This is a genomic window from Phycisphaerales bacterium, assembly GCA_016699835.1.
Lineage (GTDB): Bacteria > Planctomycetota > Phycisphaerae > Phycisphaerales > UBA1924.
Window position 1 is genome coordinate 2,863,154 of record CP064987.1, and the last position, 21,723, is coordinate 2,884,876.

Below are 21,723 nucleotides of genomic sequence, written 5' to 3' on the forward strand. Positions count from 1 at the left end.
ATTCTCGCCGGGAGGCCATGGAGTCCATGCCCGAATCTGTAGCCGGCCCCGCGAGTTCAGATGTTTCTCCCGAGCCGAACGTCGAGGAACCAGACCTGACGTTCGTCACAACCCAGGACCTGTTCTCCGTGATCTCGTCTCGATACGAGTGCTGCACGCTGATCGTGTGCCGAGTCAGTGGCGACGCCAGATCTGCGGAGCTAACGGCCCTGACACACCAGATCGGCGACCTCAAAGCCTTCCTCAAGAGTTACGCCGAACACATTGACCAAGGCGGCTGGGTCCAACCAGGCGACGCCAATCTGTGAGTGAAGGTGCAAGTATGCGAAGCGTGGACGTTGCAAGGAGTGATCCATGAGAATGACAAGTGTGTTCGTGCTGGCGGTGACGATGGCCGTCGTGTCGATGCTCTCGGCCTGCTCGGCGCCCGCGGGCGACGTGGGCATCGATTCCAGCCTCAGGTCCAGGAAGGTCATCAAGCAGCCGGCGAAGCCTCAGCCTGCCCAGACGGCGACCAAGCCCGTGGCCGTCGATCCTGTGATCATCACCGTGGCGCCGAAGGTGAAGCCGCTCTTCCACTCGACGGTCACCTTCAAGCCGAGTGTGTTCCCCAAGCCGCCCGATCTTCCCTACGCCGTCCCGGTCGCGCCGGCCGTGATCCTGTACGAGACACCCTTCGATCCCGAGCTCCCGCGCCGGGGTCCGCACCAGATCGCCGGCGATCCCAAGTTCTACGAGAAGTTCCGTGACCGTGTGAAGCAGGTGGTGCTCACGGCCATACCCGATGAGAAGTACGACGGCCTGGCCCTCATCGACTTTGAGTCGTGGCATCCGCTCTGGATGGAGCCATGGCACAGGCCGACCACGCCCGGCCCCTGGCAGGAGTGGATGGACTACATCGCCGAGACCCACAAGGACGAGGTGTCCAAACTCGACGCCGCCGGCCTGGAGATGCTCTGGAAATCGACGTACGAGGAGGTCGCGCAGAAGTTCTGGACGTCCTGGATCGTCTGGTGCAAGGAGTTGCGGCCCAACGCGAAGTGGAGCTTCTACGACGTTCCCAACACGGTTCAGCACGGGTATGGCCGCACCGAGCCGGTGTTCAGGTTCTGGGGGGAGCGGAATGACCGACTGGCGTGGCTGTGGAAGCAGGTCGACTTCCTGGCTCCATCGCTCTACTGCATCAACAAGTCGGTGCCCAAGGGCGTGACGCCCGGCCCTGGTGAGATCGTCGAGGGTGCGTACGACTCGGTCATCTCTTCGAACATGCTCGAGTGCTACCGGATCGGCAACGGTCTTCCCGTCTATCCGTTCGTGTGGTGGCGGTACCACGACAACAACCCGACACACGGCGAGAAGTTCATCAACGCGTATGACCTCAAAACCGCGATGACGTTGCCGCTCGAGTACAAGGCCGCAGGCCTGATCCTGTGGGATTCCATCGCAACGAAGGACCAGCTCGACAAGACGAATGACTACATCAAGGAGTCCTGGAACCCGGTCGCGTTGGACGCTCAGTCGCTCCGCTGAGTCGCGATCGGTATGACACCGGACGGCGTGCGGGGGCTTGAGACCCACACCTCGCCCCCGCATTGCCACCGGCGAATCCCGATCCAGGAGGCGCCCATGAGTCAGTCCACCAACCGCCAACCTCGATGCCTGTCGACCAGAGAGATGGAGATCTACGAGGATCTGCTCACCGGAGATCCCGTCAAAGTCATCGCCAGTCGACGGTTCCGATCGATCAAGACCGTGCAGAACCACATCCTTCGCATCTACTCGAAACTCGGATATCACAGCCGCGCCCAGCTCATCTCCGACGCGCTGAAGAATGGACGTCCGCCGGGCGCCATGCTGTCCAAAGAGACCGAACAAGGAGGAACACCGTGAGCACGAGGAAACGGATCGAACTCGCCGCACAGCAAGTTGCCCATTTCACCAACGCCGCGATTGATCACCACGCGCCAGGCTCTGCGTTCTGCGTCCTGATGTGGGGCGCAGACGAGGGGGGAACGCAGTGGAGGACCCACGTCTCGAACACAGCCCCGATCGAAGGCCCCGACGACACCCGATCGCGTCGGCTCGCGCTCGCCAGGGAACTCCGCCAGTTCGCCGACACCATCGAGAACAACGAGGACGTTCCTCCGGGAGTCGTCGGCCGTGGCTGATCGACTCGAGATCGTCGCGCCCGGAATGCCCGTGGCCCAAGGCCGCCATCGGGATCGCGTCGTCACGCCGCTGGGTAAACCGGCGTTCGTCCAGCGATACACGCCCAAAGAGACCACGAGGTGGCGGCAGGCGGTGCTCTTCGCGGCGAGGACTACGTCCGGGTATCCAGCCGATCCCTGGGATGGCCCTGTCCGCATCACGCTCGACGCATACTTCGAGCGTCCGAAGAGCATGATGTCGAAGCGATACCCAGACGGGCCGATACGCCGCAACAGCAAGCCCGACGCGGACAACCTGGTCAAGTCGGTGCTGGATGCGCTCACGCCTCCGAAGGTGAAACGCAAGGGCAACGCCGTCATCGATGAGATCAACCGTCAGGCCGCCCGTCGTGGGTATCTCTGGATCGACGACGGCCAGGTCCACCTCGGCCGCGTCGATCGCTGGTACGCCGCCAAGGGGTGCGGTCCTGGCGTGATCATCGTGGCCGAGCGAATCTTCGAGATGGCCCCAGATCTGGGGCACGAGGTGCTCCCGTGCTTGTAATCACCGTGAGGGTCGGAGAAGAGATCGTTGTCAAGACACCCCAGGGCAACGTGCGGATCTACGTCGGCCCCAACAAGGGTCATCGATCGAGGCAGATCGGTGTCGACGCGCCATCGGACTTCCAGATCGTCACGCCGCGAGATCTCGAGCGCAGGACACCGCGAAGTCAGCGGAATCCTCGATCGATGCAGGGGGATCGCCGTTGAACACGAACCAAGTCCTGCGGATCATCGGCCGCGAGCTCTTCCGGCTCTCCGAGCACGCGAGATCGGTCTCGAATCTGTGCTACACCAACGCCCAGCTGTCGTCACTCTCGGAGATGCGGCTCGGTTTCCAGCGACAGGCCCTTGGCCAGATCGAGGACGCCATGGTGGATCTGGCCGGACTGCTCGACGAGTTGGATCGCTGCATGGCCGAGGCGGAGCGTCAGGACGTGAACCCACCGGTCTCTATCACCGCGCCGCAGTCTCCAGCCGAAGTGGAGCCGGCGTCCAAGCCCCGGCGCCGACGCAAGGCCTCTTGATTCTCTTTCGAACCACGACGGGTAGTATGCGGCTCACCGTGGACATCGAGGGCCTGCCATGTCATCTCGCGTCACGCTCGTGACCCTTGCTGCGCTTCTTTCCATGCTGGCGGTGTTCCTGTTCGTGCCGGCGTGCCAGCCCAAGGCGACCAGCCCGTTCTCGAACAAGCCGGTGACCTCGACCGAGCTCAAGGCCGAGGCCGCCATGTACGACGCTAAGAAGAAGGCCGAGGAGCTCCAAGAACAAGCCGACGCCGAGCGAGAACTGCGACGCCTCCGAGCTGAGGCCGCCGTCGAGGCCAAGCGGCTGGTCAACGGCTCGGACACGGCCATGACCGAGCTCCAGGCGAGGACCGACGCGGCCGTGCAAGACGTCGTCGATCGCCTCGCGGCGAATCGCCAGGCCCGCGACCTCGAGATCGAGTCCATGCAGACGGGGGTGGACGCCGCGATCGAGAACATCACTCTCCAGGCCCAGCAGCGTCAGGAGGTCTTCGGCATCGTCTCCTCGATCCCGGCCGTGCAGGCTCTGCCCGGGTTCGGGATCGCGTCCCAGCTGCTTCCCATCCTGCTCGGCGGTGGTCTCGGCGCGCGCGATCCAGATCGGCAAGCGAAAGGTGCAGAACGAGCTCGCAACCACCAAGGCCGCGGCCGCCCGAATCGTCGACTCGATCGACGTGCTCAAGACGGCGTCACCGGCCGTTGCCGAGGCGTTCAGCGAGCACGGCGACCTCCTCGACGAGTGGCAGGGCGAGACCGGCAAGGCTCTCGTCAACGCTCTCCAGAAGTAATCACATCACGCCAGCGCCAACGCACCAGGAGGAACGATGACGCTCTCCACGGACACCAAAATCACCATCGGCACCGCGATCGCGGTTGTGTCCACGTCGATCGCCGCGACGTGGTGGTTCAGCCAGCAGCTGGCTCATTTCCGGAGCGAGCTCGCGACGTTGGCAAGTCGTATCTCTCAGGGCGAGGCCGAGGTCGCCAAGTCCTACACCCTGGCGGCCGCGAGTGAGCAGGCTCTGCGCATGGCGCTCGAGAACCCGGGGCTCCGCGTTCCCGATCCACGAAACCCCAGCCAACTGATCACTGCCAGACGATCGAACGACGCCATCACCAAATGATCAGCACGCCGCCGTCCTTGCCGGCGATGCCGACTGGCGGTCCCGTCGTTCCGCTTCCGTAGCCACCGCCGCCGAAACCCGATCCAACCGGGCCGGGTGCGGCGCCGGATCTGGCGTTGGAGCCCCCGATGCCGCCCATCCCGGCGATGCCGGTCATCGACGTGCCGCCGGCGAGGTTCACGTCGCCACCCGTGGCGTTTCCGCCGCTTCCTCCGAAAGGTGTGGCACCTCCGACGCCCCCGAGCCCGCCGACGCCCGTGATGGTCGTTGCCCCGATTGTCACCGTGGTGTTGCCCCCAGCGGCTCCGTTGGCGTTCGCCGGACCGATCCCTCCCGCGCCGCCGGCGCCCACGCTGATGTTGACTGTCGATCCTGGCGTCACGGACCAGACCTTGACGGCCCCGCCGCCGGCACCGCCTCCGCCACCGTGAGGGTTCGGGCTCGCGCTAAATCCGCCACCACCGCCGGCGCCCCACGCCTCGACGATGATCTTCGTGACGTTTGCCGGCACGGTCCAGGTCTGCAGTCCGGCGGTCTGCCAGGCAATCATGCCTGTCGCGATCGGGATGACCGGCAGGTTCACCGCCGGCACCTTCGAGTCGGAGCCGAGCGGGCAGACGCCGTTGGCCTGGTTGCGGCCGCTGATCACGTTGGTGAGGTCATTGAACGCGTTGAGCAGATCGGCGCGAGCGGCCGATGGGCTGTCGCTTCCGTTGTCGACGTTCCCTGTGCTGTATCCGGGCGTAGTGGGCCAGGTCATGGTGCTCTCCTGTGATCAACGAGGCGCATTGAGGCGAACTGAGGCGGCGATTGGCATGTTTCTCGGTGCTGGAACTCGATCACGACTTCTGCGTGTACGCGACCTGGATGCCCACCGTTGATCCCGCACCCGTGGTCACACTCAACCCCTGGCCGGCGCTTGTCTCGAACCAACCCGACAGGCTTTCCGGCAGGACCATGATGCCATTGGCCGGAAGAGCGAACGTGGCGCTGATCGCCGTGCCAGCGCCGCCGGGCTTGGTGTTGAAGGTCACCGTGGTCGCGGTTCCGCCGCACACGACCGCCAGGGCGTGCACACGGAGTTTCTTGCTTGCCACCGCGGCGATCACGGCGCCATCGGTCGTTGAGGCTGCCACGTTGGCGAACCCTCGGATGAACGAGGCGAAGTCGCTTCCGTTATCGTGGGCAACGCCGTCGGCGCACTGCACATTCTGAACATACAGGCGGCCGTTCTCGTCGATCATCAGCGGCGTGTAGTTGCCGTTTGATGAGGCCATTGACGCCGGCGTCTTCTGCTGGACGCCCATGATCATGACGCCGACGTCGTTGCCGGCGAAGGTGGTGTCCTGTTGCTTGGCGAAGTGATCGGCGCCCACGCCCGTCCCACTGTGCGGGAGCCCATTGATGGTCCAGGCGCCAGATTGAGCGCAACCGACGATGCTCCCGGTCACATCCACGAAGCTTCCGGTGGCATCGACGATGCTCCCGGTGACGTCGACGGTTCCGGAGATCCCCACACTCCAGGCGCCCGACTGTGTCGCCGCGACCGTTCCCGTGATACCCACGTTCCAGGTGCCCGATTGCGTCGCCGGCACTGGTCCGGTGATCGAATCGACGATGTGGTGTGTGACGTGCTCGGACGAGGCGATCGTCGTCTTGAGCGCCGTGGTCGATCCATTGCCGTCGAGAACCGGAAGTGCCATGCGTCCTCCTTGACTACACCGCGCCGATCAGTGGCGAGTTCGCCGCGAACTGGAAGTCCAGCCTACCCGCGCGGATGAACGCGCGTGAGCCGTCGGCCGATCGCAGTCCTCGGATCACTGCGTCGATCACCGCGTCCGCCGGCTGGCCGTCGGGACCGAAGAGCCGGATGCGTGGACCCGGCACCGTGAACTTGCTGAGCACCTCCCAGGTCCACCCGGCGCCGGTGTCGTTGAACGAGACGGAGATCGTCCGGACGACGGCAAAGAGGGCCGACGAGATGGGCAGGTGGATGTCGCCAGGGCCGTGCCGAAGCTCCGGGGACAGCGCCTCGGTTTCGAGGTCCTCGATGTCCTGGGTGATCGTCTCGGCCCGCAGGAGCAGCACGAGCTCTCGGATCCGTGGGAAGGTCGATCCATTGCCGATCGAGACGGTGACGCGGAAACGGCAGAACCGCGCCCGCACGGTGCGGCCCTCGAAGAGGCCGAGAGGGAGCCAACCGGCCCAGTCCACACCATCGGTCGAGTAATCGAACTCGACCGCGATCACGCCGTCGACCAGGGCGTACACGCCGGGCTCAAAGTCAAAGAGGAACCCCGCGTCGATCGTCAGGTGCTCGTAGACGATGACAGGCTCAGGGTCCATGGTCCAGGCCGACCACTGATCCCACGTCGAGATGCCATAGGGCGAGGCGAGCGTGTCCCAGGTCTCGCGGCCAACCGCGGCAAGCGTGCCGTCGGAATCGACCGCGCAGCCGGTCTTGGTGCCGGGCCAACGAAGCACCCTGCAGTCCTCGCTGAACGCGATGTCGTCCTGCCTGGGTGGTCCGAGGGTGCGATCGATCAGCAGGGCGTTCACGCTCTCGTTGCCGCTGGTGTCGACCATCTTGATGCCAAAGGTCCACGTGCCGGCGAGCGGGGCGTTGAGTTCGGTCGGCGAGGCCCCCTCGAGCACGCCCGCGTGGAGCGGCTGGAGCAGATCCCAACCGCGTCCCTCGGCCCCGATGCCGTATCGAATCACGACGCCGGCGACGTCGGGCGGGATCACGCCGAGGTTCCACGAGTATCGACGCGTTCCATCGGCGAGCCGGATCACGTCGAAGCTCTGCACGTCGGGCGGAGGTCCGATCTTCCCGATGACCGTGTGTTCGGCCTCGACCCAGACGCTCGTGAGCCCGGTCGGCGTCACCGTTCGGAGTCGGATCTGGTAGGTCACGCCCTCCTCGACGCGCTCGACCGAGACCTGGTTGTCGTCGATCGGGATCAGCGGTAGGTGCGTCCACGGCCCCTCGCCGGCCGCGCCAGGCTCGGGGATCGATCGCAACCGCACCTGGGCGGCGTTAGCGAGCGGCCGCGTCCCGCTCGATGGCCGGCGGAGCGTGATGAGCATCCGAGGCCTGAGCGACCCGTCGGCGTCGCGGATCATCACATAGTCATCGGAGCGGATGCTCTCGATCACGGGCGCCTCGGGTCTGTTCTCCCAGGCCGGCGGGAGAGAGATGCCGGGGTCGAAGTCGGGGATCTCGCCCTTGTCGGCGTCCTGGACCGCTGGGGCGTGGTCGACCAGCACCAGTGTCGCGCCCAGATCGCTGTCGATCTCGATGCTCTTGACAATGAGCTCACGGGTTTCCGAGCCAAGCCGCCCGAACATCCAGAGGTCGCCCACCTTGGGCCGTGGATCGCTGGGGCTCACCGGACCTTGGAGCGTGACGGTGGTCGCCTGCCCCTCGACCGTTTGGACCGACCGGAGCCAGCTGGTGCCGTCCTCGAGGCGCACGCGGACGACGTAATCCTCGCCGGCGTCCATCGTGACCTGTTCGTCGAGATCCAGGCCGATGAGGTTGTTGTCGGTGTCCACGACCAGGCGGGTCACGCGGCCGAAGTTCAGCCCCCACAAGGGGACATCGTGGGTGACGAGGACCAGATCGCCGCGGTTGCACGCCAGATGCTCGACGTCGGTGGAGAGCTCGTACAACTCGGGCCGAAGTCTGGCCACAGCGATCGTGTACCGGCCATGCTTCCAGACCTCATTGGCACTCGTGACGCCGAAGAACTCGACCACCTCGAAGCGAGAGGCGACAGGAAGATCGCTCCGCTCGACTCCGAAAGCGTCTCGCAGGACGCCGTCGTTGTCCGGGTAGACATACCCGTCATCGAGAACGATCCGATCATCCCACTGGTATCCGACATCCTTGTTGAGAAACGAGCATCGCAGGCCGTGGGGCAGATCGGGAAACGCCTTGCGTCCCTTGAAGCTGTGCGAGTTGCGGGGTGTGAAGTGCTGGACCGGCGTGGTCTGGGGCTTGTCGCGGACCACCGAGTGCAGTCCGTCCCGCATCGCCGGCGACGCCCTGCCGGCGGCCGCGATGTCGGTGAGCCGCTCAAAGACGGTGCCCTCGAAGTCGATGACCGCGTTGAACTGGAACCCGTTGTCGACATTCCATTGGTGCCACGCCTCGAACTCGGACAGATCGACGCGGGCGTCATCGATGGGCCTGGCGTTGCTCCGACCCTGTAGCACCGCGCGGTAGCACGAGGCCGGGTTGCTCGTGGTCCTCTCGATCCACTCGCCCGTCTCTGAGTCGTAGTCGGGAAGGATCGATCTCGCCAGGCAGTTGAACTGGTCGACCACGCCGCTCAGCTGGTCGGTCGCCTTGATCCGGATGGCGATCTTGGCGCAACCCATGATCTTGATCGGATCCTCGTTGCGGATCGTCCGAAGGGCCGTCCAGTAGACCTGGTCGAAGATCCGGTCGGACGTGGCGTCGGGCGTAACGCGGCGCACGCGGACGTCGTATTGCCCACGGGCGACGGCCCAGGTGAGCGACCGGCGGATGGTCTCGGTCCGGTCGGACTCGACAAGGAGATTGCTCGTGTAACCCGATGTGTCGAACCAGCGGTAGTTGAGCTTTCCGCGGCTCGACATGGCGCCGTCGGCTTGAGTGGCCAGATGGTCGGAGGGAATGACCGTGAACCCAGGATCGCCCACGCGCTTCCAGCCGAGCGCCACGGCGCCGTCGGTCGATCGTGATTCGAGGCGGACCTGGATCTGGTGCCAGCCGCGGCGGAGCAGGATCGTGCCGGTGTGGGAGAACGACGGGCTTCCGCCGCCCTCTGTCCCATGCGAGCCGTACCAGCTCGCGACCACGGCGCCGTCGACGATGATCTGGCCGGCGTCGGAGCAGTCGATCGCGAACTCGTAGGGCTGGAGCGTCCGAGAGGCGATGTCGGCGTGGACGTATCCCGAGGCCTCCCACGAGTAGTTCGTCGCCGGCAGATACGAGGGCTTGGCGCCGGAGAACCCCAGCCCCCACTGGACGGCGCCGACGTGGGTTCCAGATCCGCCGAGTTCGACCTCGGGCGTCCTGAACATGAAGTCCATGGCCCTGGCGCTCTCGGGCGATCCGAAGTTCACGGGCGTCCATGTGTCGGCGCCAGCCGGTGAGAACTCGACCGCCACCTCGACGGTTCGGACTTGTCTGTCGCCGTTGGTCGAGAACTCCACCAGGCCGTTGGGGAACGTCAGGTCGATCGAGATCTCGTCCCCGCTGTTGTCGGTCGTCCTCGACGTCCAGGAGGCAACCTGCTCGAGCAGAATCTGGTCGGCGTTCTCAAAGACGATCCCGGGATAGAGACTGAGCGGCTCGTCGGTGAGTCGGCCCTCCCGGACCTCGATTTCGACGCCCTCATAGTCCTCGATCGGGGTGTTGCCGATCTTGAAATCTGAGAGCTCGAGTGGTCCCTCGCCCATGACGAAGACCTGGCGGAGATACTGATCGTCGCCGACGATCTCGGTGTATGGCAGGGCTCCAAACAGCGGCGCGACCCGATGCTCGCCGAAGATCCTGGGCACGACTCCGCGGGGCCTGGCCTCGTTGCGAGAGCCGGTGATGGTGGGAGAGTTCGCGCCGCCCGCGTTGTCGCTCAGCCGCGGCCGTGGCAACGGGATCAGGGCGTTGATGGCCAGCGTCCCGGCGAGCGTGACGCCCGCTGTCACCAGGGCCTGCCCGACGACGGAGGTGCCGAAGTACCCGGTGGCGCCGAAGAGGCCGGCGCCTGTGTACACGGCCGCGGCCAGCACGGCGATCGAGAGGACGATTCGCAGTGGCGACTTCCCGTCAACGGCGGGTATCACCGATGCGGTAATCATCCGGCCGGCCTTGGGTCGCACGCGACCCCAGTGCTCGCGATCGACCTCGGCGCCGCCGATCCAGACGCGGAGCAGTGGGGAGGGATGCACGCCAGCGGCCTGGAGGATCTCCTCCAGAGTGCCGCCGGCGGCGACGGCCATATTGATCGTCTCGGGCTTGAAGGGCGAGGCGCGGCCGGCGATTCGGATGGGTCCGCAGAACTCGAACACGCCGTCGAGCCTGGGCCTCCAGGCCAGGTCATCGAACCGTTCGATGCACGAGTCGGTCCCATGCCGCGCGTGCAGCATGCGGTTCCTGGCGATCGCGATGCCGCAATGCCAGAGGTTACCGGCGCCGGCTCGGAAGAGCAGCACGTCTCCGAGCCGTGTGTCGCCCTGACGCGGCTTCCAGTGGCCGGCCTGGCGGAGCTCGTGATCGACGACGCCTGCAATGCCCGGCGCGTCCTCGAGTCCCCGATACCCGTCGTGGTGTGAGGGCAGGTAGATGCCGAACTGCTCTAAATACACCAGACGGGTCAGACCCCAGCAGTCGACGCCATCACGATCGCGGCCGTTCTCCGTGAAGGCGAGGCCGATGTATCTGCTGGCCCAGAGGGGCGGGTTTTCGATGAGCCTTGGCACTCGTGGTTCTCTAGAAGAGCCCCGGGAACTTGTCGGGGGTGAGTTTGTCGGCGGGATACGGCTCGCTCAGGAAGTCCTCGAACTGCAGACTCCCCTCCACGATCGCGGCCTCGTACGTGACGTCGCGGAGTTTGAACTCGAGCGGACCGGCCTCGATCGTGTCTGGCGAACTTGCCAGCACGACCGAGAGCTCGGCCGTCATGGCCTCACCAGAGAGCGACCGGACAGCCTGGACGAGCGTTCGGTCGGCGCCGGCGACCCGGAGGTTCACCTTGGGAGGGGCGTCCTCGTTCTCTGGAGGCATGTGCACGTCGAACGGGAAACGCTGATAGACGAATCCGTCGCTCGTGACGTCCTCGTTGTTGTTGACGACGCGGATGGGCTGAAGGAGTTGGGGATGGCTCAGCGTGAGCAGGAACAGGAAGACCTCGCCCGTTTCCTGGGCGTAGATCGCGCGACGGGCCACGCTCGAGAGATTCCTGGCGATCGATCACCTCCTGCCGGCCGCGATTCGATCAGCCGAGTTCGATCTCCATCCACGCGCGGACGTTTTTGCCGCTGGCGCCATAGACGCGCAGGCCGATCTGCTCGGACGGGTCGAGCGCGATGTCGGCGAAGGTTTCGAAGGTGCCCGTGGGGGGAATGAGTTGCGCCCGCATGATCCTCGTGCTGGCGTCCGAGGCGGGCTCGGCGGTGAAGTTCTGGAACGCCCCGCCGACTTGGGTGGTCTTTCCCTCGATCGTCGCGATTTCGGTGGAGATGTCGGTGGACGTCCCCGCGGACGACGGCTTTTTCTGGAAGTCGACGGTGGCTCGCGCGTCGACGGCGGAGGTGCCGTCGAAGCTCACGCCGAACTTGGTGATCCTGGCGGCGACACCGGATGCGGGCTTGTACGCCAGGATGGTCTTTGCCGTGCCGGCGCCGGCTGCGACATTCGCGTTGGTCGAAACGATGATTCGCGTTCCCATGATGCCTCCTTGCAAGCCCTGAGGGCGTCCACGTTCATTTCTTCTCGCCGTCGTCGAACCAGATCGATTGCTGGATGTACTGCTCCTCGAGTAGGTTCTGACGCAGTCGTTTGGTGTTGTGCGGGGTCAGGATCACCGGGCTGTCCTCGGCGACCGGCGTGATGGCCTGGGGCTCATCGAAGACCAGGACCGGCGGGATGCGCCGGCGTTCGGCCTTGCGCTCGCGTTCCTGCGCCTCGACGTCTGGTGTGATGACGATGACCGGCGGGTCTTCTGGGGGCGGTGGATCTGGCGGATCCGGCGGTTCGCTCGTGACCTCGGTTCCGGGCATGGTCTCGAGCCGGAAGGTCGCGACCCAATACTCGGTGCCGCCCTGGCGAGGGGCGCGGGGCACGAGCACGGGGGCGCCCAGGAACCGGTAGTCGATCTCGTTGCCGGTCTGGTGGTGCTTCCAGGTAAAGGCGAGAGCCCCGGCCTGGATCGACTCGCGGTAGAACGTCTTCAGCAGGGCGACCTGGGTGCGTGTGAGCTTGATCTCGACGTCGCAGTTCTCGACGGCGGCCGTAGCGCGGCGACGAACCTTGGCCGGTCCCACGGCCATAGCCGTGCGGACGGTCCGCTCCTCGTCTTGCTGGCTGTAGCCGGCGACCTGGGGAGCCTGAGGCAACCCAGCCGGCCAGATCACGTCCGCCATGGCTCCGACTCGCCTGCCGGTCCACGGCGGCCGGCGATACTACCCGTCGCAGGGTGCACCGCCAGCCGCCGCGAACGACAGGCCGTCAGCGGATCAACACCCGGCGTTGTACCGCTCGAGGAAGTACAGGAGATCATCGATCGTCACGGCTCCATCCGGGGCCGTCGAGGGCGGGTCCTGGAGCTCCCAGGCGTCGGCACTCCAGAGATCTGCCGCCAGATCGCCAGCGAAGAACGCGTCCGTGAATTCGATCAGATCGTCCACGGTGACCGCGGCATCGAAGGTGACGTCGGCGGGGCACCGGGGCGGGTTGTCGGCCAGAGTTGAGAGTGCGAGTGTGGCGAGGGCGAGAACGGTTGCGCAGCGAATCATGGACAACTCCATCTGTCCACGTGGAACGCATCCTACCTAGGAGCGCCCCTGGTAGCCTCTTTGGAGTGAATTGCGGAAAATCGCCGATGGTTGATCTGTCCTATCGGCTGGGATAGAGTCCTTCGAAGTCTGGGAGAGGAGAGCGAGTCGGCTTCAAGGAGCGAGGCGTCTATTCAGGACCTAATAAGGAGGCTGAAATGCCCAGACGAGGACACGAAACGGAGTTTCGAGAGGTAGTGTGCACGTGGGACATGGTGAGCGGATCGGAGCGTCAGTTGCTGACGTTCATACAACTCGATCCGTACACGGAAACATTCATCAGATTCGGTCTTTCGGACGATGAGCAGCGACACATCGAAACTCTGATCATGCTGAATCCAACACTCATGCCCATCATCCCTGGGACGGGCGGGATTCGAAAGTTCGATTTCGGGATGCCAGGAAACAGCCGTGGATCACTCAAACTCACGGCGTTCTACGCCTATCTACCCGAGTCCGAAAAGGTTGCCCTCATCGGGATCACCGAAACGGACGATACAGGAGACCTGAAACTGGAAGAGCAGCGCCAGTTGAAGGAGATCTTTGAGGACATCCAGAAGTTCGGTCCAGAGGGATGGACGCCCGACAGGTCGACTGGATTTCCGAGAAGCAGGTAACGCGCTCAGGGGCACAGGAGGTTAGTCATGGCACGCGAAGGAGCCCAAAAGGCAAGCCCGGGTCCCATGCTCATACGTGGCATGCGGCAACTCCGGGATTCACTCGAGGCGGGGAACGTCTCCGATCGGTTCACAATGCGAACCGTGGAGATGATTCTTGCGCCACGGGAGTACACGCCGGATGAGATCCTCAAGATCCGAGATTCGCTTCGTGCGAGTCAGGGGGTCTTTGCGATGTTGCTCGGCGTGTCGATCAGCACCGTTCAGGCGTGGGAGCAGGGCGCTAATCCGCCCAATCCCACCGCCAGGCGACTGCTCGACACGATTGCCGAGGATCCGGCGTCGTGGAAGCAGAAACTCCGCGAAGCCGCCGCACAGCCGGCGTAGTGGAGAACCAATCAGGCAAAGGCCGCATCTCGAAAGGGGTGCGGCCTTTTTCGTAAACGGAGTTGGTGATTCTAACGGTTCGTTCGACGGGCTCGTTCAGGATGTATACAGCGTTTTTCTCTTGGGCGAGCGGTATGGGCTTTGGCCGGATTATTCAGAATTTTTTCGGACCGACGAATCAATTTCGGTATTTATTGCCTGAAACCGCATTAGGATATAGCCGAAAATATCATGGTTGAAGTCAAACTCCTCATTCCCGCTGGCCGTAGTATTCTCACGGAGGTTTGGATTTCCGATGAGGCCGAACGCCTCATACGACAGGATGTCAAAGACGCGAAGGCTTGCGTCCAAAAACTCTTGGGATTCGCTCAGGCAGGATTCTGGAGACTTGAGGGCGAAGAGAACGCGATCATTCGGCACGAAGTTGGAGGTGCATACCGAATCCGATGGCGAAACTCATCTCTCTTTCGAATCATCGGATTCTACGAAACGGAACAACGGAAGTGCTTCGTGATACTGGACGCATTCGAGAAAGACGCGAACGGATACACGAAGAAGCAATGGGGTCGAATTCAAGCAGTGGCTCAAATTAAGCAGGCAAACGAATGGCGCAGAAGGACAATGTGAACGAGCTATCACTTCGGCAGATCGTCGACGAGTTGATCGATGACCCCAAGATGGTGGGTGTAGCGCTGCGTATGGATGTTGCGGCAATCGTGCTAAAGGCCTTGAAGAAGAAGAAGTTGACACAGTCGCAGCTCGCCAAGGCTGCTCGCATGAATGATCCCGAGATTAGCGCGATCGTTCACGGAGATTCGAATCTCAGGCTAGAGACGATTGGCAGGGTATTTCACGCGTTGGGCATCAGGGTCCATATCGTAGAGACTTTGGAAGCTGAGGAAGACTTTACCGAAACCGCGGCGGCGGGTTCTGTATTTGAAATGGGGAGCATCGATGGCAAAGAAACCGAGTACGGCGTCTGGAAAAAAGTCCAAATCAACAGCAATGAAGACTTCTCCTCAGCAAGCGGTGGAGGCAGCCCATCAACACACTACTCACTCGGTGTCAGTAGACCCAAGTACAGTGCGTCCGACCTGGGTGGACAGTGCGCGGCTCTCTTTCCGTCGGGACGTTCCGGTAGCCATTCTGTCGTTCTCAGTAAACTACCACGACGTTCAAGCAAACTTCGAAGTCGCGAGATTGTGTACCACTGTTGAACACGTAAAGCTGATTGCGGAAATGCTGCGTACAAACGTTGAGAGGTATGAAAAAGAGATGGCTGGAAATTCAAAGAAATCAGCTCAATAGACTGAACGGCTTCGTTCATTGACTCACAAACTCACGGCCGGCATCGCGAGCATGGCGTCAGTCCTGCCGTCTGGGCATAGTCGAGGCGGACTGAGATCGAACTCTTCCGGAGATATGAGCAGCCCGCACGGTGGTACTTAGTACCCGTGCGAGTGCGGTAGACTGTGAAGGACACTTGCGATTGAGACGCGGCTACAGACGGTCGCGACCTGGTCTCGACCTGAGCAATGCCTGAGGCTGAAGTGGTTGGGATCGAAGGCGGGGATGCCGAGTCCGGATCTGGCCTTCCCCCGCACGCCGCAATCGAAAACGCGACAATACCTGCGATGAGTTTGCAGCTCTTGAGCATGGTGTACCAGTGTGTTCTAGCGGTCGGAGATGGTCGCACATCTACCTCGTCACCACGGCATTGGTGACCTTGCCCTCGTCGACGTGTACCTTGGCGTGGGCGGCCCCTCCGGTTACCCGATTCTCGTTGACCGCCCAGAAAATGTTGCACATGAGGTAGTAGTCGCCCGCCGCCAAGCCACCGAACCTGAATCTGCCATCGCCGTCGGCAATCGTCGTGTGTGATGGCGGCACGGCATCTGGCGCGGGCTCGAGATTCTCACCATGGAGTACCGCTCTGGCGTACCACTCATTCGAGAACGTCGTCACAGGGTTCAGTCTGACTTCTCGGCCTGCACCGACCTTGACGTCTCCTCCCATAGTCACCAGAAATGCCTGACCCTCGATCGAACCCGTCCCACCACGAAGAAATGACTCGTACTCGCTGGGGATGTATTGAGCGAGCCGAGGCTTAGGTTGCAAGGCACATCCGCAGAGCATACAGGTGAAGACTACGAGAATCAGTCCGATTCGTTTGTTCATATTGAACCTCAGCGATCGATCGCGGTGACGAGCTGCCCGGTGAAGTGCACGTACCCCCTGGCGCCAGGCCGCGTCGCGTTGTCGCGATAGTGCCAGATCGCGTAATCCCGATCGAGCCCGTCACGGGTGAGGGCATCATCCGGCGGCCCCCACGACGCGTACGTGAACGTCATCGAGTCGCCCGGCTTGAGTTCCCGCTTTTGGATCCTGGCCCAGTCGGCGTCATTGAATGCGTCACGCCGCTTGAGCTCGGTTTCGAACGGCTTTGGGTTCATTGGCCAGCCGATCCTTGAGTTCCCATACGCCTCGGCGATAGAGATAGTCGGCTGCTGCTGGAGCTGGTCAGCGTTCATTGCGTAGATGCCCGATTGACATCCAGAGATCAATGAGATCGCCACCGCAAGTATCAAGATTCGCATGCGTTCCTCCCGGCGAGTCCGAGGGGAAGTGTAACACAAATCGGGCCTATCGGGAAGTCCCGCGGCGTCCAACCCCATAGTTCGAAGCCAGAGATCGGTCCAGGCTGCCGTCTCCCATCATGCCCCGGACCTCATCCCGGATCAGGACTCTGATCATTCTCCGACCATCTGGACCACGGTTCTCGGACACTTCGGGCCTCGCACCTCCACTCCGCTGGTCAAAGATCTGCACCAATGTGTTCCCGCCAGGCATCACGCCGTTGGGGTAGACATACCCCGAACTGCCGAAGTGAACAAGCTCAGGGCCTCGCTCCCCGACCCAGGACCAGCTGCCACCAGAGACTGGTCCACCATCGGCGTTCGTAGCGGCTCCAGTAGGGGCTTGGCCGGCAGGTGTCGTTCCGAGCCAAGTTCCAAATTTTGCACCAAGGACGTCGAATAGAGGTTTGAAAATCAGTGCTTGCGATGCCATTGCGAACAAGGTCTTGCCCCAGCTCTTCAGGAGATCCTTCATTGAGCCCTTCGCATCGAATATCCAATCCGTCCAAGATTGAGATGCATCGGACGCAAACCCTTGGATAGCGTCTCGCATGTCATTTGCGAGATTCCTGACTTTCTCAGGAGACTCTGCGTACGACGCTCTGATCTTCTCGATTGCCCTTGTGACATCCTCCGCGGTGAGTTTCGCGCCCAGCCCGAGTTTCACGAGTTCGTCGCGAACGGCGCGGACATTGGCGATCTCCGCCTCCATCTTCTCCTGCGGGTAGATGCTGAACCGGATCTGGTCCGCGTCCTTGAGGACCTCCTGGGTTTCCTTCCAGGTGGTCTTTGCCCGCTCCTTGAGGTATGAGAAACCATCGGCGAGGTTCGCACCAATCTGCTTGCCGGTGTCCTTCGCCTTTGACACCATCCGGTCGAAGAACCCGCCTATGTCCGGGAACGACGGTCCTCGCCCGGTGGACTCGGTTGCCTCGTCCTTCCTGTCGTAGAGCGCGACGAGTTCGTTCCTGGCTTCGTCGAACTTCGCCGTGGCCTCGGCGATCTTCTTCTTTGCCTCGTCCGCAGCGTTGCCCGTTGCCGTGAAACCTTCGGCGAACGCCTTGGCGAGCACCAAGGCACGATTCGACTCCTCCAACGCGACCATCCGCTCCTGGGCGGCGAGTTTCTTCTGGATCGCGGCGACGTCGCCGAGCCTCTTGAGCTCGGCGTTGAGCGAGTCGAGCTCCTTCTCGACGTTGAACCGGTCCTGGCCTTCGAGATACGGGTTGTTGTCGAGGTTGTCCTGGACCTTCTGGATACGGTACAAGACGTCGCTGAACCTCGAGTACTCCTCACGCAGCTTCGCGAGCTTGCCCTTTGACGACAGCTCGATGTCAACTCCCGGGATTTCGCTCAGGATCGGACCGATGCTGTCGCGAAAGACGTCCTCGATCGCCGGCGCCGCGGCAGTTATCCCGATGACGACGGTCTCGACGAGTGCCGTGCCGGCAACTCTGCCAAACTCGATCGAGCTCGTTTTCAGGACGCCGATCATCGCGTCTCGCGTCTTGGTGAGCGAGTCGGCCGCCTGCTTCCTCTGGTCCTCGTCTCCGAGACTGAACTCTTTCAGCGCCGTGCCGGCGGCACGGATGAGCTTGGGCATGCTCGCGATCCGAATGGACCACGCGTTGAGCATGTCTGTCACGAACGGAGCGACTTCGGTCGCGAGGTTCACCTTCACACCCAGCCAGGCCTCTTTGATACGGCCCACGGAGTCTCTATACGCGGTCAGTTTTGCGACCTGGTCATCGGTGAAGAGCACGCCCAACTGCCGCGCCCGCTCGGTCTGCTCGGCGAGGCCCTTGACGTACCCGCCGCTCTCCTTGAGGAACGTGAGGAACTTGGCGCCGCCTTCACGGCCGAAGAACTTCTCCGAGAGCCTCACCTTCTCTGCGTGGCTGCTCGCGGACTCGATTCCCTTGGCCAGCGAGGGCAGGAGTTCAGAGATGCTCCGGACACGGCCAAAAGTGTCGGTGAGCCGGATGTTCAGTCGGCCGATCTTCTCAGTTGTCTGGCCCTTGGCCACGATCGTCGCGACTTCCTTTGCCGCCCGGCCAGCCATGGTCGCCAGCCGCTCGAACTCGATGCCGGACTCGCCGGCCGCGAACCGCAAGGCCGACATCTCCTCGACCGTCAGGCCCACCGCCTTGGCCGACTTGCCGATCTTGTCGACGACGTCGGCGGCGTTGTCCAGGGCCGACACGAACCGGTACGCACCCAGGACCGCGAGCGTCCCGGTCAGCACGGCCTTGAAGCTGGTCGCCGCCGACGCCGTCTTGTCGAACCAGGTCTTGGCGCTCGCGAGCTCCTTCCTGGCGAACTGCCCGACCTTGAGCGACATCGCCGTCACGCCCTTGGTGACGTCGCGCGTGTCCCTGGCGAACTGACCAACGTTCGCGATGAAATCGACTTGTACGGATCCGATCGCGGTCATGGTTATCCCAGTGCGGACGCTATGTGATCCATCTTCCCCTCTAACTCGCCATCGTCCGGCCACTCGTGACTCTCGCTCTGGAGTGTCTCGAAGAAGTCGGCCGGGTAGTACGGGATTGGGTGTGTCTTCGAGCTGCGATGCACGTTGGCGATGAGCGCCGAGAGACGGCCGAATCTCAGGTCACGACGTCGCTCTCGCCAGCTCCAGGCGTCGAAGAGTTCTCCAATCTCCGCCATCGACATCGAGCCGAGCTCCAAGGGCGTGATGCCCAGCTCGACCCTGGCCCAGGCTCTCAGGCGGCGGAGGCCTGAGGGGCGTCTGAAGGGGCTACCGGTGGGTCCTCGTCCGGCGTGCTTCTGCCGTTCATCTGGCGGATGGCATCGACGAACCCATCCCCGAGCTCGTTGAAGAGTCGCTTGAGATCGGGGAGCGGGATCGCCGAACCGATCTTGCTGCTCGGGATGTCCAGACACCCAGAAACGAATCGGCTGACGAGCTTCACGCTGAACCTGGTCGCGGCGGCGATGACCTCTTTCTCGGTCGGATCCTTGCCCTTAGAGGATTTGGGCGAGTACGTCGAGAACTCCTCGAGTGCCTGGATGACCGTCATGCCCGTAGCCTCCTCGATCGCGACCATGCGGTCGAGATCGAAGACGACGGTCTGCGGTTTGCCGGCCACGGTCACGGTCACGGTCACGGACGGAGCGTTCATGTTCGTCTCCAGCGGAGAACGGGCACTGCGGCGACTCGGATCTCACCTCGCCGCTTCGATTTGAGCGTCACCATCCTGAACCAGACCGTGTGAGGTCGGCGGCGGAAGAGGAACGCGACCAAACGCACCAGCACGACCGCGAGCCGAACCCTCCATGTGCTCGTAAGCACGGTGATGTTCGGCGATGTCGCCATGGTTTAGGGATGCGTTTCCTTGGCGACCTTCCCGGAGATCGAGAGCGTCACGTCGTTCATCATCACGCCCTTCACAGGGAAGGTGTGGCCGATGTTCGCGACATACGCCGTGAAGGCCAGGCGCTTGGTTCCGCTAGGGAAGACAAGCCTGTAGTTCGAGAGGGTTCCGGCGGCCTGGTCCAGATACAGGGGGTTCTGGGTGGCGTCGTCCTGGACAAGGTGCATCTGGAACGTCAGGTCGCCGGCGTTCTTCAGGCCGACGTGGACCTTCTCCTCCCAGCCCTCGGGCGACTCCATGTGTGTGGCGTCCTCGATCACGCTACCGAGTGTCGGGCCGTTGAAATCCTTGCAGTCGGCGACGGCGACGAACGTTCCTGTTCCGTCGTCTCGAAACAACTTGGTTCCGAAGCCGCCCTTGGCTTTGTGTGCAGCCATGACCACCGCCTCCTCACGTCCACGCCGCGAAACTAGGCGCGTCAGTCGTCGCCGGCGACCTCACTCGACGTGGGCGATGGCAAAGTCCATGCGGTACCAGTAGACCTTCATGTCGTCGTCGTATCCATCGTCGTCGTCCTCGAGGAACGCGCTCTGGACATCGACCGTACCCATTGGCCCTCTGTACCCGCTGAGTGCGAGCCGAAGTCCCTCGGCGAGGGCCTTCGCCCCCACGTGGGTCCTGTCGTAGCAATCGAACTGGAACCTCGGCTCTGCCCGGTTGCCTGATCCGTCGTGCGAGTAGTCCCGAGCCCCCGAGATCCTGTGGTAGACGATCGCCGGGTAGATGGGGTTCTGCGGCAACTGTTTCGGGTAGAGCCGATCAGCGAGCAGGCCGGACAGGGCGGCGTTCGTCGTCAGGAACTGGAACAACTCGGCCTCGATTGTCACGACGCGGCCTTCCTTCTCGTTCCCTGTCCGAGCTTGGTCAGTTCCTTCTGGAACTCCTGTCGAAGGGTCGCGATGATCTTGCTCGAGGCCTCACCGCGCTTGGTGTCGTACGCCGGCCGGATAAACGGCTGTGGCGGTGTGCCTGGGTGCATGGCTCCACCAGCCCTGCCTTTGCTGAGTCTCGATCCCTTTCCAACGGCGTGCGGCCTGGTGCCGAACTCGACCAGGTGCGCGTACGCACGCGGGTAGACCTCGCCCTTGACGCTGCGCTTGCCGCGAGCCTTCTGCACCTTGCTACTCACCGTCTTGGCCCGACCCTTCGGGGAGACGGTGTAGGACTTTGGCGCGATCTTCACGACGGCGACCAGCCGATCCCGGGTCGAACCCTTTCGGTCGGTCTCGGCGACGATGGCCTTCTTGAGGGCGCCGGTCCGTTTCGGGGCCTTGATCCTGGCCTCGTCGCGGATCACCCTCGCGCCAGAGAGGAGGGCTCGCCGGATGACGTTTGTCGTCAACCGCACGCCCAGGAGCTCCATCTTGCGACGGACATCCGCGACGTCGATCTCGACTCGAAACCCATTACCGATCGCGGGCACGTCACCCTCCTCCGCTCTTGACCTCGCGAGCGTACCCGCTCAGCACCAGGCCGTCACGCCGGCCGTCACCTGCCTCGCCCACATCCTCGATCTCGTATCGCTCGCCGTCGTAAACCACGCTCATGGTCGGGTCGATGTCGGCCCTGTATCGGATCGTGAACTGCACCTGCTGGCGGTTCGATCGCTGCTCGGCCTTCTGCTCCTCGACGCCGCTCACTCGCTTGAACGCCGCCCAGGTCGTGGCGACGTCGACCCAACCCATGATGATCTCGCCGTGGTCGTTCCGCAGGGCCACGGCCCGCTGGATCAGGATTCGTCGATCGAGCTCGCCGGCCTTCATGCCCATGGATCTCCCG

28 protein-coding genes are annotated in these 21,723 nt (G+C 63.1%); 11 read left to right on the plus strand and 17 right to left on the minus strand.

Annotated features, from left to right (window positions below; genetic code table 11):
* The first annotated feature begins 26 nt into the window (after positions 1 to 26).
* The 6 genes from IPK69_11780 (at position 27) to IPK69_11805 (ending at position 3,235) form a co-directional block, all read left to right on the plus strand.
* A complete protein-coding gene (locus IPK69_11780) occupies positions 27 to 308 on the plus strand; it encodes a hypothetical protein (protein QQS08651.1) in 282 nt (93 codons plus the stop codon).
* Between the two features lie 46 nt (positions 309 to 354).
* Positions 355 to 1,530: a hypothetical protein gene (locus IPK69_11785; GenBank protein QQS08652.1), complete on the plus strand. Its 1,176-nt coding sequence runs from the start codon at positions 355 to 357 to the stop codon at positions 1,528 to 1,530.
* 96 nt (positions 1,531 to 1,626) lie between these two features.
* A complete protein-coding gene (locus IPK69_11790) occupies positions 1,627 to 1,890 on the plus strand; it encodes a response regulator transcription factor (protein QQS08653.1) in 264 nt (87 codons plus the stop codon).
* Positions 1,887 to 2,168, plus strand: a complete 282-nt coding sequence (locus tag IPK69_11795) for a hypothetical protein (GenBank protein ID QQS08654.1) — start codon at positions 1,887 to 1,889, stop codon at positions 2,166 to 2,168. Before IPK69_11790 ends, IPK69_11795 begins: the two co-directional genes overlap by 4 nt.
* Positions 2,161 to 2,712 (plus strand): RusA family crossover junction endodeoxyribonuclease, encoded by a 552-nt coding sequence (locus IPK69_11800; GenBank protein ID QQS08655.1) that lies wholly within the window; start codon positions 2,161 to 2,163, stop codon positions 2,710 to 2,712. Before IPK69_11795 ends, IPK69_11800 begins: the two co-directional genes overlap by 8 nt.
* Before the next feature lie 202 nt (positions 2,713 to 2,914).
* On the plus strand, positions 2,915 to 3,235 hold the full coding sequence (locus IPK69_11805) for a hypothetical protein (GenBank protein ID QQS08656.1): 321 nt from the start codon (positions 2,915 to 2,917) through the stop codon (positions 3,233 to 3,235).
* Positions 3,236 to 3,296: 61 nt separating this feature from the next.
* Here IPK69_11805 and IPK69_11810 read toward each other — a convergent pair whose 3' ends face one another.
* Complete coding sequence (locus tag IPK69_11810) at positions 3,297 to 3,845, minus strand: hypothetical protein (GenBank protein QQS08657.1); 549 nt, start codon at positions 3,843 to 3,845, stop codon at positions 3,297 to 3,299.
* Between the two features lie 7 nt (positions 3,846 to 3,852).
* Here IPK69_11810 and IPK69_11815 point away from each other — a divergent pair, with 7 nt between their 5' ends.
* Complete coding sequence (locus tag IPK69_11815) at positions 3,853 to 4,026, plus strand: hypothetical protein (GenBank protein ID QQS08658.1); 174 nt, start codon at positions 3,853 to 3,855, stop codon at positions 4,024 to 4,026.
* A gap of 36 nt (positions 4,027 to 4,062) precedes the next feature.
* Positions 4,063 to 4,362, plus strand: a complete 300-nt coding sequence (locus IPK69_11820) for a hypothetical protein (GenBank protein QQS08659.1) — start codon at positions 4,063 to 4,065, stop codon at positions 4,360 to 4,362.
* Here IPK69_11820 and IPK69_11825 read toward each other — a convergent pair.
* The 7 genes from IPK69_11825 to IPK69_11855 all read right to left on the minus strand — a co-directional run bounded on the left by IPK69_11825 (position 4,352) and on the right by IPK69_11855 (position 12,867).
* On the minus strand, positions 4,352 to 5,122 hold the full coding sequence (locus IPK69_11825; GenBank protein QQS08660.1) for a hypothetical protein: 771 nt from the start codon (positions 5,120 to 5,122) through the stop codon (positions 4,352 to 4,354). The two genes, IPK69_11820 and IPK69_11825, sit on opposite strands and share 11 nt — an antisense overlap.
* Before the next feature lie 79 nt (positions 5,123 to 5,201).
* Positions 5,202 to 6,065, minus strand: coding sequence for a hypothetical protein (locus tag IPK69_11830; protein ID QQS08661.1), 864 nt, complete (start codon positions 6,063 to 6,065; stop codon positions 5,202 to 5,204).
* Between the two features lie 13 nt (positions 6,066 to 6,078).
* The gene (locus IPK69_11835) at positions 6,079 to 10,833 is read right to left on the minus strand and encodes a C40 family peptidase (protein QQS08662.1); all 4,755 of its coding nucleotides are present in this window, start codon (positions 10,831 to 10,833) and stop codon (positions 6,079 to 6,081) included.
* A gap of 10 nt (positions 10,834 to 10,843) precedes the next feature.
* Positions 10,844 to 11,299, minus strand: coding sequence for a DUF1833 family protein (locus IPK69_11840; GenBank protein ID QQS08663.1), 456 nt, complete (start codon positions 11,297 to 11,299; stop codon positions 10,844 to 10,846).
* 49 nt (positions 11,300 to 11,348) lie between these two features.
* Positions 11,349 to 11,801, minus strand: a complete 453-nt coding sequence (locus IPK69_11845; protein ID QQS08664.1) for a hypothetical protein — start codon at positions 11,799 to 11,801, stop codon at positions 11,349 to 11,351.
* 34 nt (positions 11,802 to 11,835) lie between these two features.
* Positions 11,836 to 12,495: a hypothetical protein gene (locus IPK69_11850; GenBank protein QQS08665.1), complete on the minus strand. Its 660-nt coding sequence runs from the start codon at positions 12,493 to 12,495 to the stop codon at positions 11,836 to 11,838.
* A gap of 93 nt (positions 12,496 to 12,588) precedes the next feature.
* Positions 12,589 to 12,867, minus strand: coding sequence for a hypothetical protein (locus IPK69_11855; GenBank protein QQS08666.1), 279 nt, complete (start codon positions 12,865 to 12,867; stop codon positions 12,589 to 12,591).
* A gap of 275 nt (positions 12,868 to 13,142) precedes the next feature.
* On the opposite strand from IPK69_11855, the gene IPK69_11860 reads away from it, so the two are divergent.
* From IPK69_11860 to IPK69_11870, 3 genes are all read left to right on the plus strand, one after another.
* Positions 13,143 to 13,523, plus strand: a complete 381-nt coding sequence (locus tag IPK69_11860) for a hypothetical protein (protein QQS08667.1) — start codon at positions 13,143 to 13,145, stop codon at positions 13,521 to 13,523.
* A 27-nt stretch (positions 13,524 to 13,550) separates the two neighbouring features.
* Positions 13,551 to 13,910, plus strand: coding sequence for a transcriptional regulator (locus IPK69_11865; protein QQS08668.1), 360 nt, complete (start codon positions 13,551 to 13,553; stop codon positions 13,908 to 13,910).
* 605 nt (positions 13,911 to 14,515) lie between these two features.
* Positions 14,516 to 15,127, plus strand: coding sequence for a helix-turn-helix domain-containing protein (locus tag IPK69_11870; protein QQS08669.1), 612 nt, complete (start codon positions 14,516 to 14,518; stop codon positions 15,125 to 15,127).
* Between the two features lie 481 nt (positions 15,128 to 15,608).
* Here the strand turns inward: IPK69_11870 and IPK69_11875 are convergent, their stop codons facing one another.
* The 9 genes from IPK69_11875 to IPK69_11915 all read right to left on the minus strand — a co-directional run bounded on the left by IPK69_11875 (position 15,609) and on the right by IPK69_11915 (position 21,707).
* Complete coding sequence (locus IPK69_11875; GenBank protein QQS08670.1) at positions 15,609 to 16,088, minus strand: hypothetical protein; 480 nt, start codon at positions 16,086 to 16,088, stop codon at positions 15,609 to 15,611.
* Positions 16,089 to 16,096: 8 nt separating this feature from the next.
* On the minus strand, positions 16,097 to 16,507 hold the full coding sequence (locus tag IPK69_11880; protein ID QQS08671.1) for a hypothetical protein: 411 nt from the start codon (positions 16,505 to 16,507) through the stop codon (positions 16,097 to 16,099).
* Positions 16,508 to 16,553: 46 nt separating this feature from the next.
* The gene (locus IPK69_11885) at positions 16,554 to 18,980 is read right to left on the minus strand and encodes a hypothetical protein (GenBank protein QQS08672.1); all 2,427 of its coding nucleotides are present in this window, start codon (positions 18,978 to 18,980) and stop codon (positions 16,554 to 16,556) included.
* A gap of 2 nt (positions 18,981 to 18,982) precedes the next feature.
* Positions 18,983 to 19,222: a hypothetical protein gene (locus tag IPK69_11890; GenBank protein ID QQS08673.1), complete on the minus strand. Its 240-nt coding sequence runs from the start codon at positions 19,220 to 19,222 to the stop codon at positions 18,983 to 18,985.
* A 50-nt stretch (positions 19,223 to 19,272) separates the two neighbouring features.
* Positions 19,273 to 19,692: a hypothetical protein gene (locus IPK69_11895; protein ID QQS08674.1), complete on the minus strand. Its 420-nt coding sequence runs from the start codon at positions 19,690 to 19,692 to the stop codon at positions 19,273 to 19,275.
* Between the two features lie 197 nt (positions 19,693 to 19,889).
* A complete protein-coding gene (locus tag IPK69_11900) occupies positions 19,890 to 20,321 on the minus strand; it encodes a hypothetical protein (protein ID QQS08675.1) in 432 nt (143 codons plus the stop codon).
* Positions 20,322 to 20,381: 60 nt separating this feature from the next.
* On the minus strand, positions 20,382 to 20,771 hold the full coding sequence (locus tag IPK69_11905) for a DUF3168 domain-containing protein (GenBank protein QQS08676.1): 390 nt from the start codon (positions 20,769 to 20,771) through the stop codon (positions 20,382 to 20,384).
* Entirely contained in the window at positions 20,768 to 21,367 is a 600-nt protein-coding gene (locus IPK69_11910) for an HK97 gp10 family phage protein (GenBank protein ID QQS08677.1), read from the minus strand. Before IPK69_11910 ends, IPK69_11905 begins: the two co-directional genes overlap by 4 nt.
* 1 nt (position 21,368) lies before the next feature.
* The gene (locus IPK69_11915) at positions 21,369 to 21,707 is read right to left on the minus strand and encodes a phage head closure protein (GenBank protein ID QQS08678.1); all 339 of its coding nucleotides are present in this window, start codon (positions 21,705 to 21,707) and stop codon (positions 21,369 to 21,371) included.
* Between the last annotated feature and the right edge of the window lie 16 nt (positions 21,708 to 21,723).

What these genes read in the sequence shown, in the direction of transcription:
- IPK69_11780 (QQS08651.1), top strand. Translation starts at nt 27, where the DNA reads ATGCCCGAATCTGTAGCCGGCCCCGCGAGTTCAGATGTTTCTCCCGAG.
- IPK69_11785 (QQS08652.1), top strand. Translation starts at nt 355, where the DNA reads ATGAGAATGACAAGTGTGTTCGTGCTGGCGGTGACGATGGCCGTCGTG.
- IPK69_11790 (QQS08653.1), top strand. Translation starts at nt 1,627, where the DNA reads ATGAGTCAGTCCACCAACCGCCAACCTCGATGCCTGTCGACCAGAGAG.
- IPK69_11820 (QQS08659.1), top strand. Translation starts at nt 4,063, where the DNA reads ATGACGCTCTCCACGGACACCAAAATCACCATCGGCACCGCGATCGCG.
- IPK69_11825 (QQS08660.1), bottom strand. Translation starts at nt 5,122, where the DNA reads ATGACCTGGCCCACTACGCCCGGATACAGCACAGGGAACGTCGACAAC.
- IPK69_11830 (QQS08661.1), bottom strand. Translation starts at nt 6,065, where the DNA reads ATGGCACTTCCGGTTCTCGACGGCAATGGATCGACCACGGCGCTCAAG.
- IPK69_11845 (QQS08664.1), bottom strand. Translation starts at nt 11,801, where the DNA reads ATGGGAACGCGAATCATCGTTTCGACCAACGCGAATGTCGCAGCCGGC.
- IPK69_11850 (QQS08665.1), bottom strand. Translation starts at nt 12,495, where the DNA reads ATGGCGGACGTGATCTGGCCGGCTGGGTTGCCTCAGGCTCCCCAGGTC.
- IPK69_11855 (QQS08666.1), bottom strand. Translation starts at nt 12,867, where the DNA reads ATGATTCGCTGCGCAACCGTTCTCGCCCTCGCCACACTCGCACTCTCA.
- IPK69_11865 (QQS08668.1), top strand. Translation starts at nt 13,551, where the DNA reads ATGGCACGCGAAGGAGCCCAAAAGGCAAGCCCGGGTCCCATGCTCATA.
- IPK69_11870 (QQS08669.1), top strand. Translation starts at nt 14,516, where the DNA reads ATGGCGCAGAAGGACAATGTGAACGAGCTATCACTTCGGCAGATCGTC.
- IPK69_11875 (QQS08670.1), bottom strand. Translation starts at nt 16,088, where the DNA reads ATGAACAAACGAATCGGACTGATTCTCGTAGTCTTCACCTGTATGCTC.
- IPK69_11880 (QQS08671.1), bottom strand. Translation starts at nt 16,507, where the DNA reads ATGCGAATCTTGATACTTGCGGTGGCGATCTCATTGATCTCTGGATGT.
- IPK69_11885 (QQS08672.1), bottom strand. Translation starts at nt 18,980, where the DNA reads ATGACCGCGATCGGATCCGTACAAGTCGATTTCATCGCGAACGTTGGT.
- IPK69_11890 (QQS08673.1), bottom strand. Translation starts at nt 19,222, where the DNA reads ATGTCGATGGCGGAGATTGGAGAACTCTTCGACGCCTGGAGCTGGCGA.
- IPK69_11895 (QQS08674.1), bottom strand. Translation starts at nt 19,692, where the DNA reads ATGAACGCTCCGTCCGTGACCGTGACCGTGACCGTGGCCGGCAAACCG.
- IPK69_11900 (QQS08675.1), bottom strand. Translation starts at nt 20,321, where the DNA reads ATGGCTGCACACAAAGCCAAGGGCGGCTTCGGAACCAAGTTGTTTCGA.
- IPK69_11915 (QQS08678.1), bottom strand. Translation starts at nt 21,707, where the DNA reads ATGAAGGCCGGCGAGCTCGATCGACGAATCCTGATCCAGCGGGCCGTG.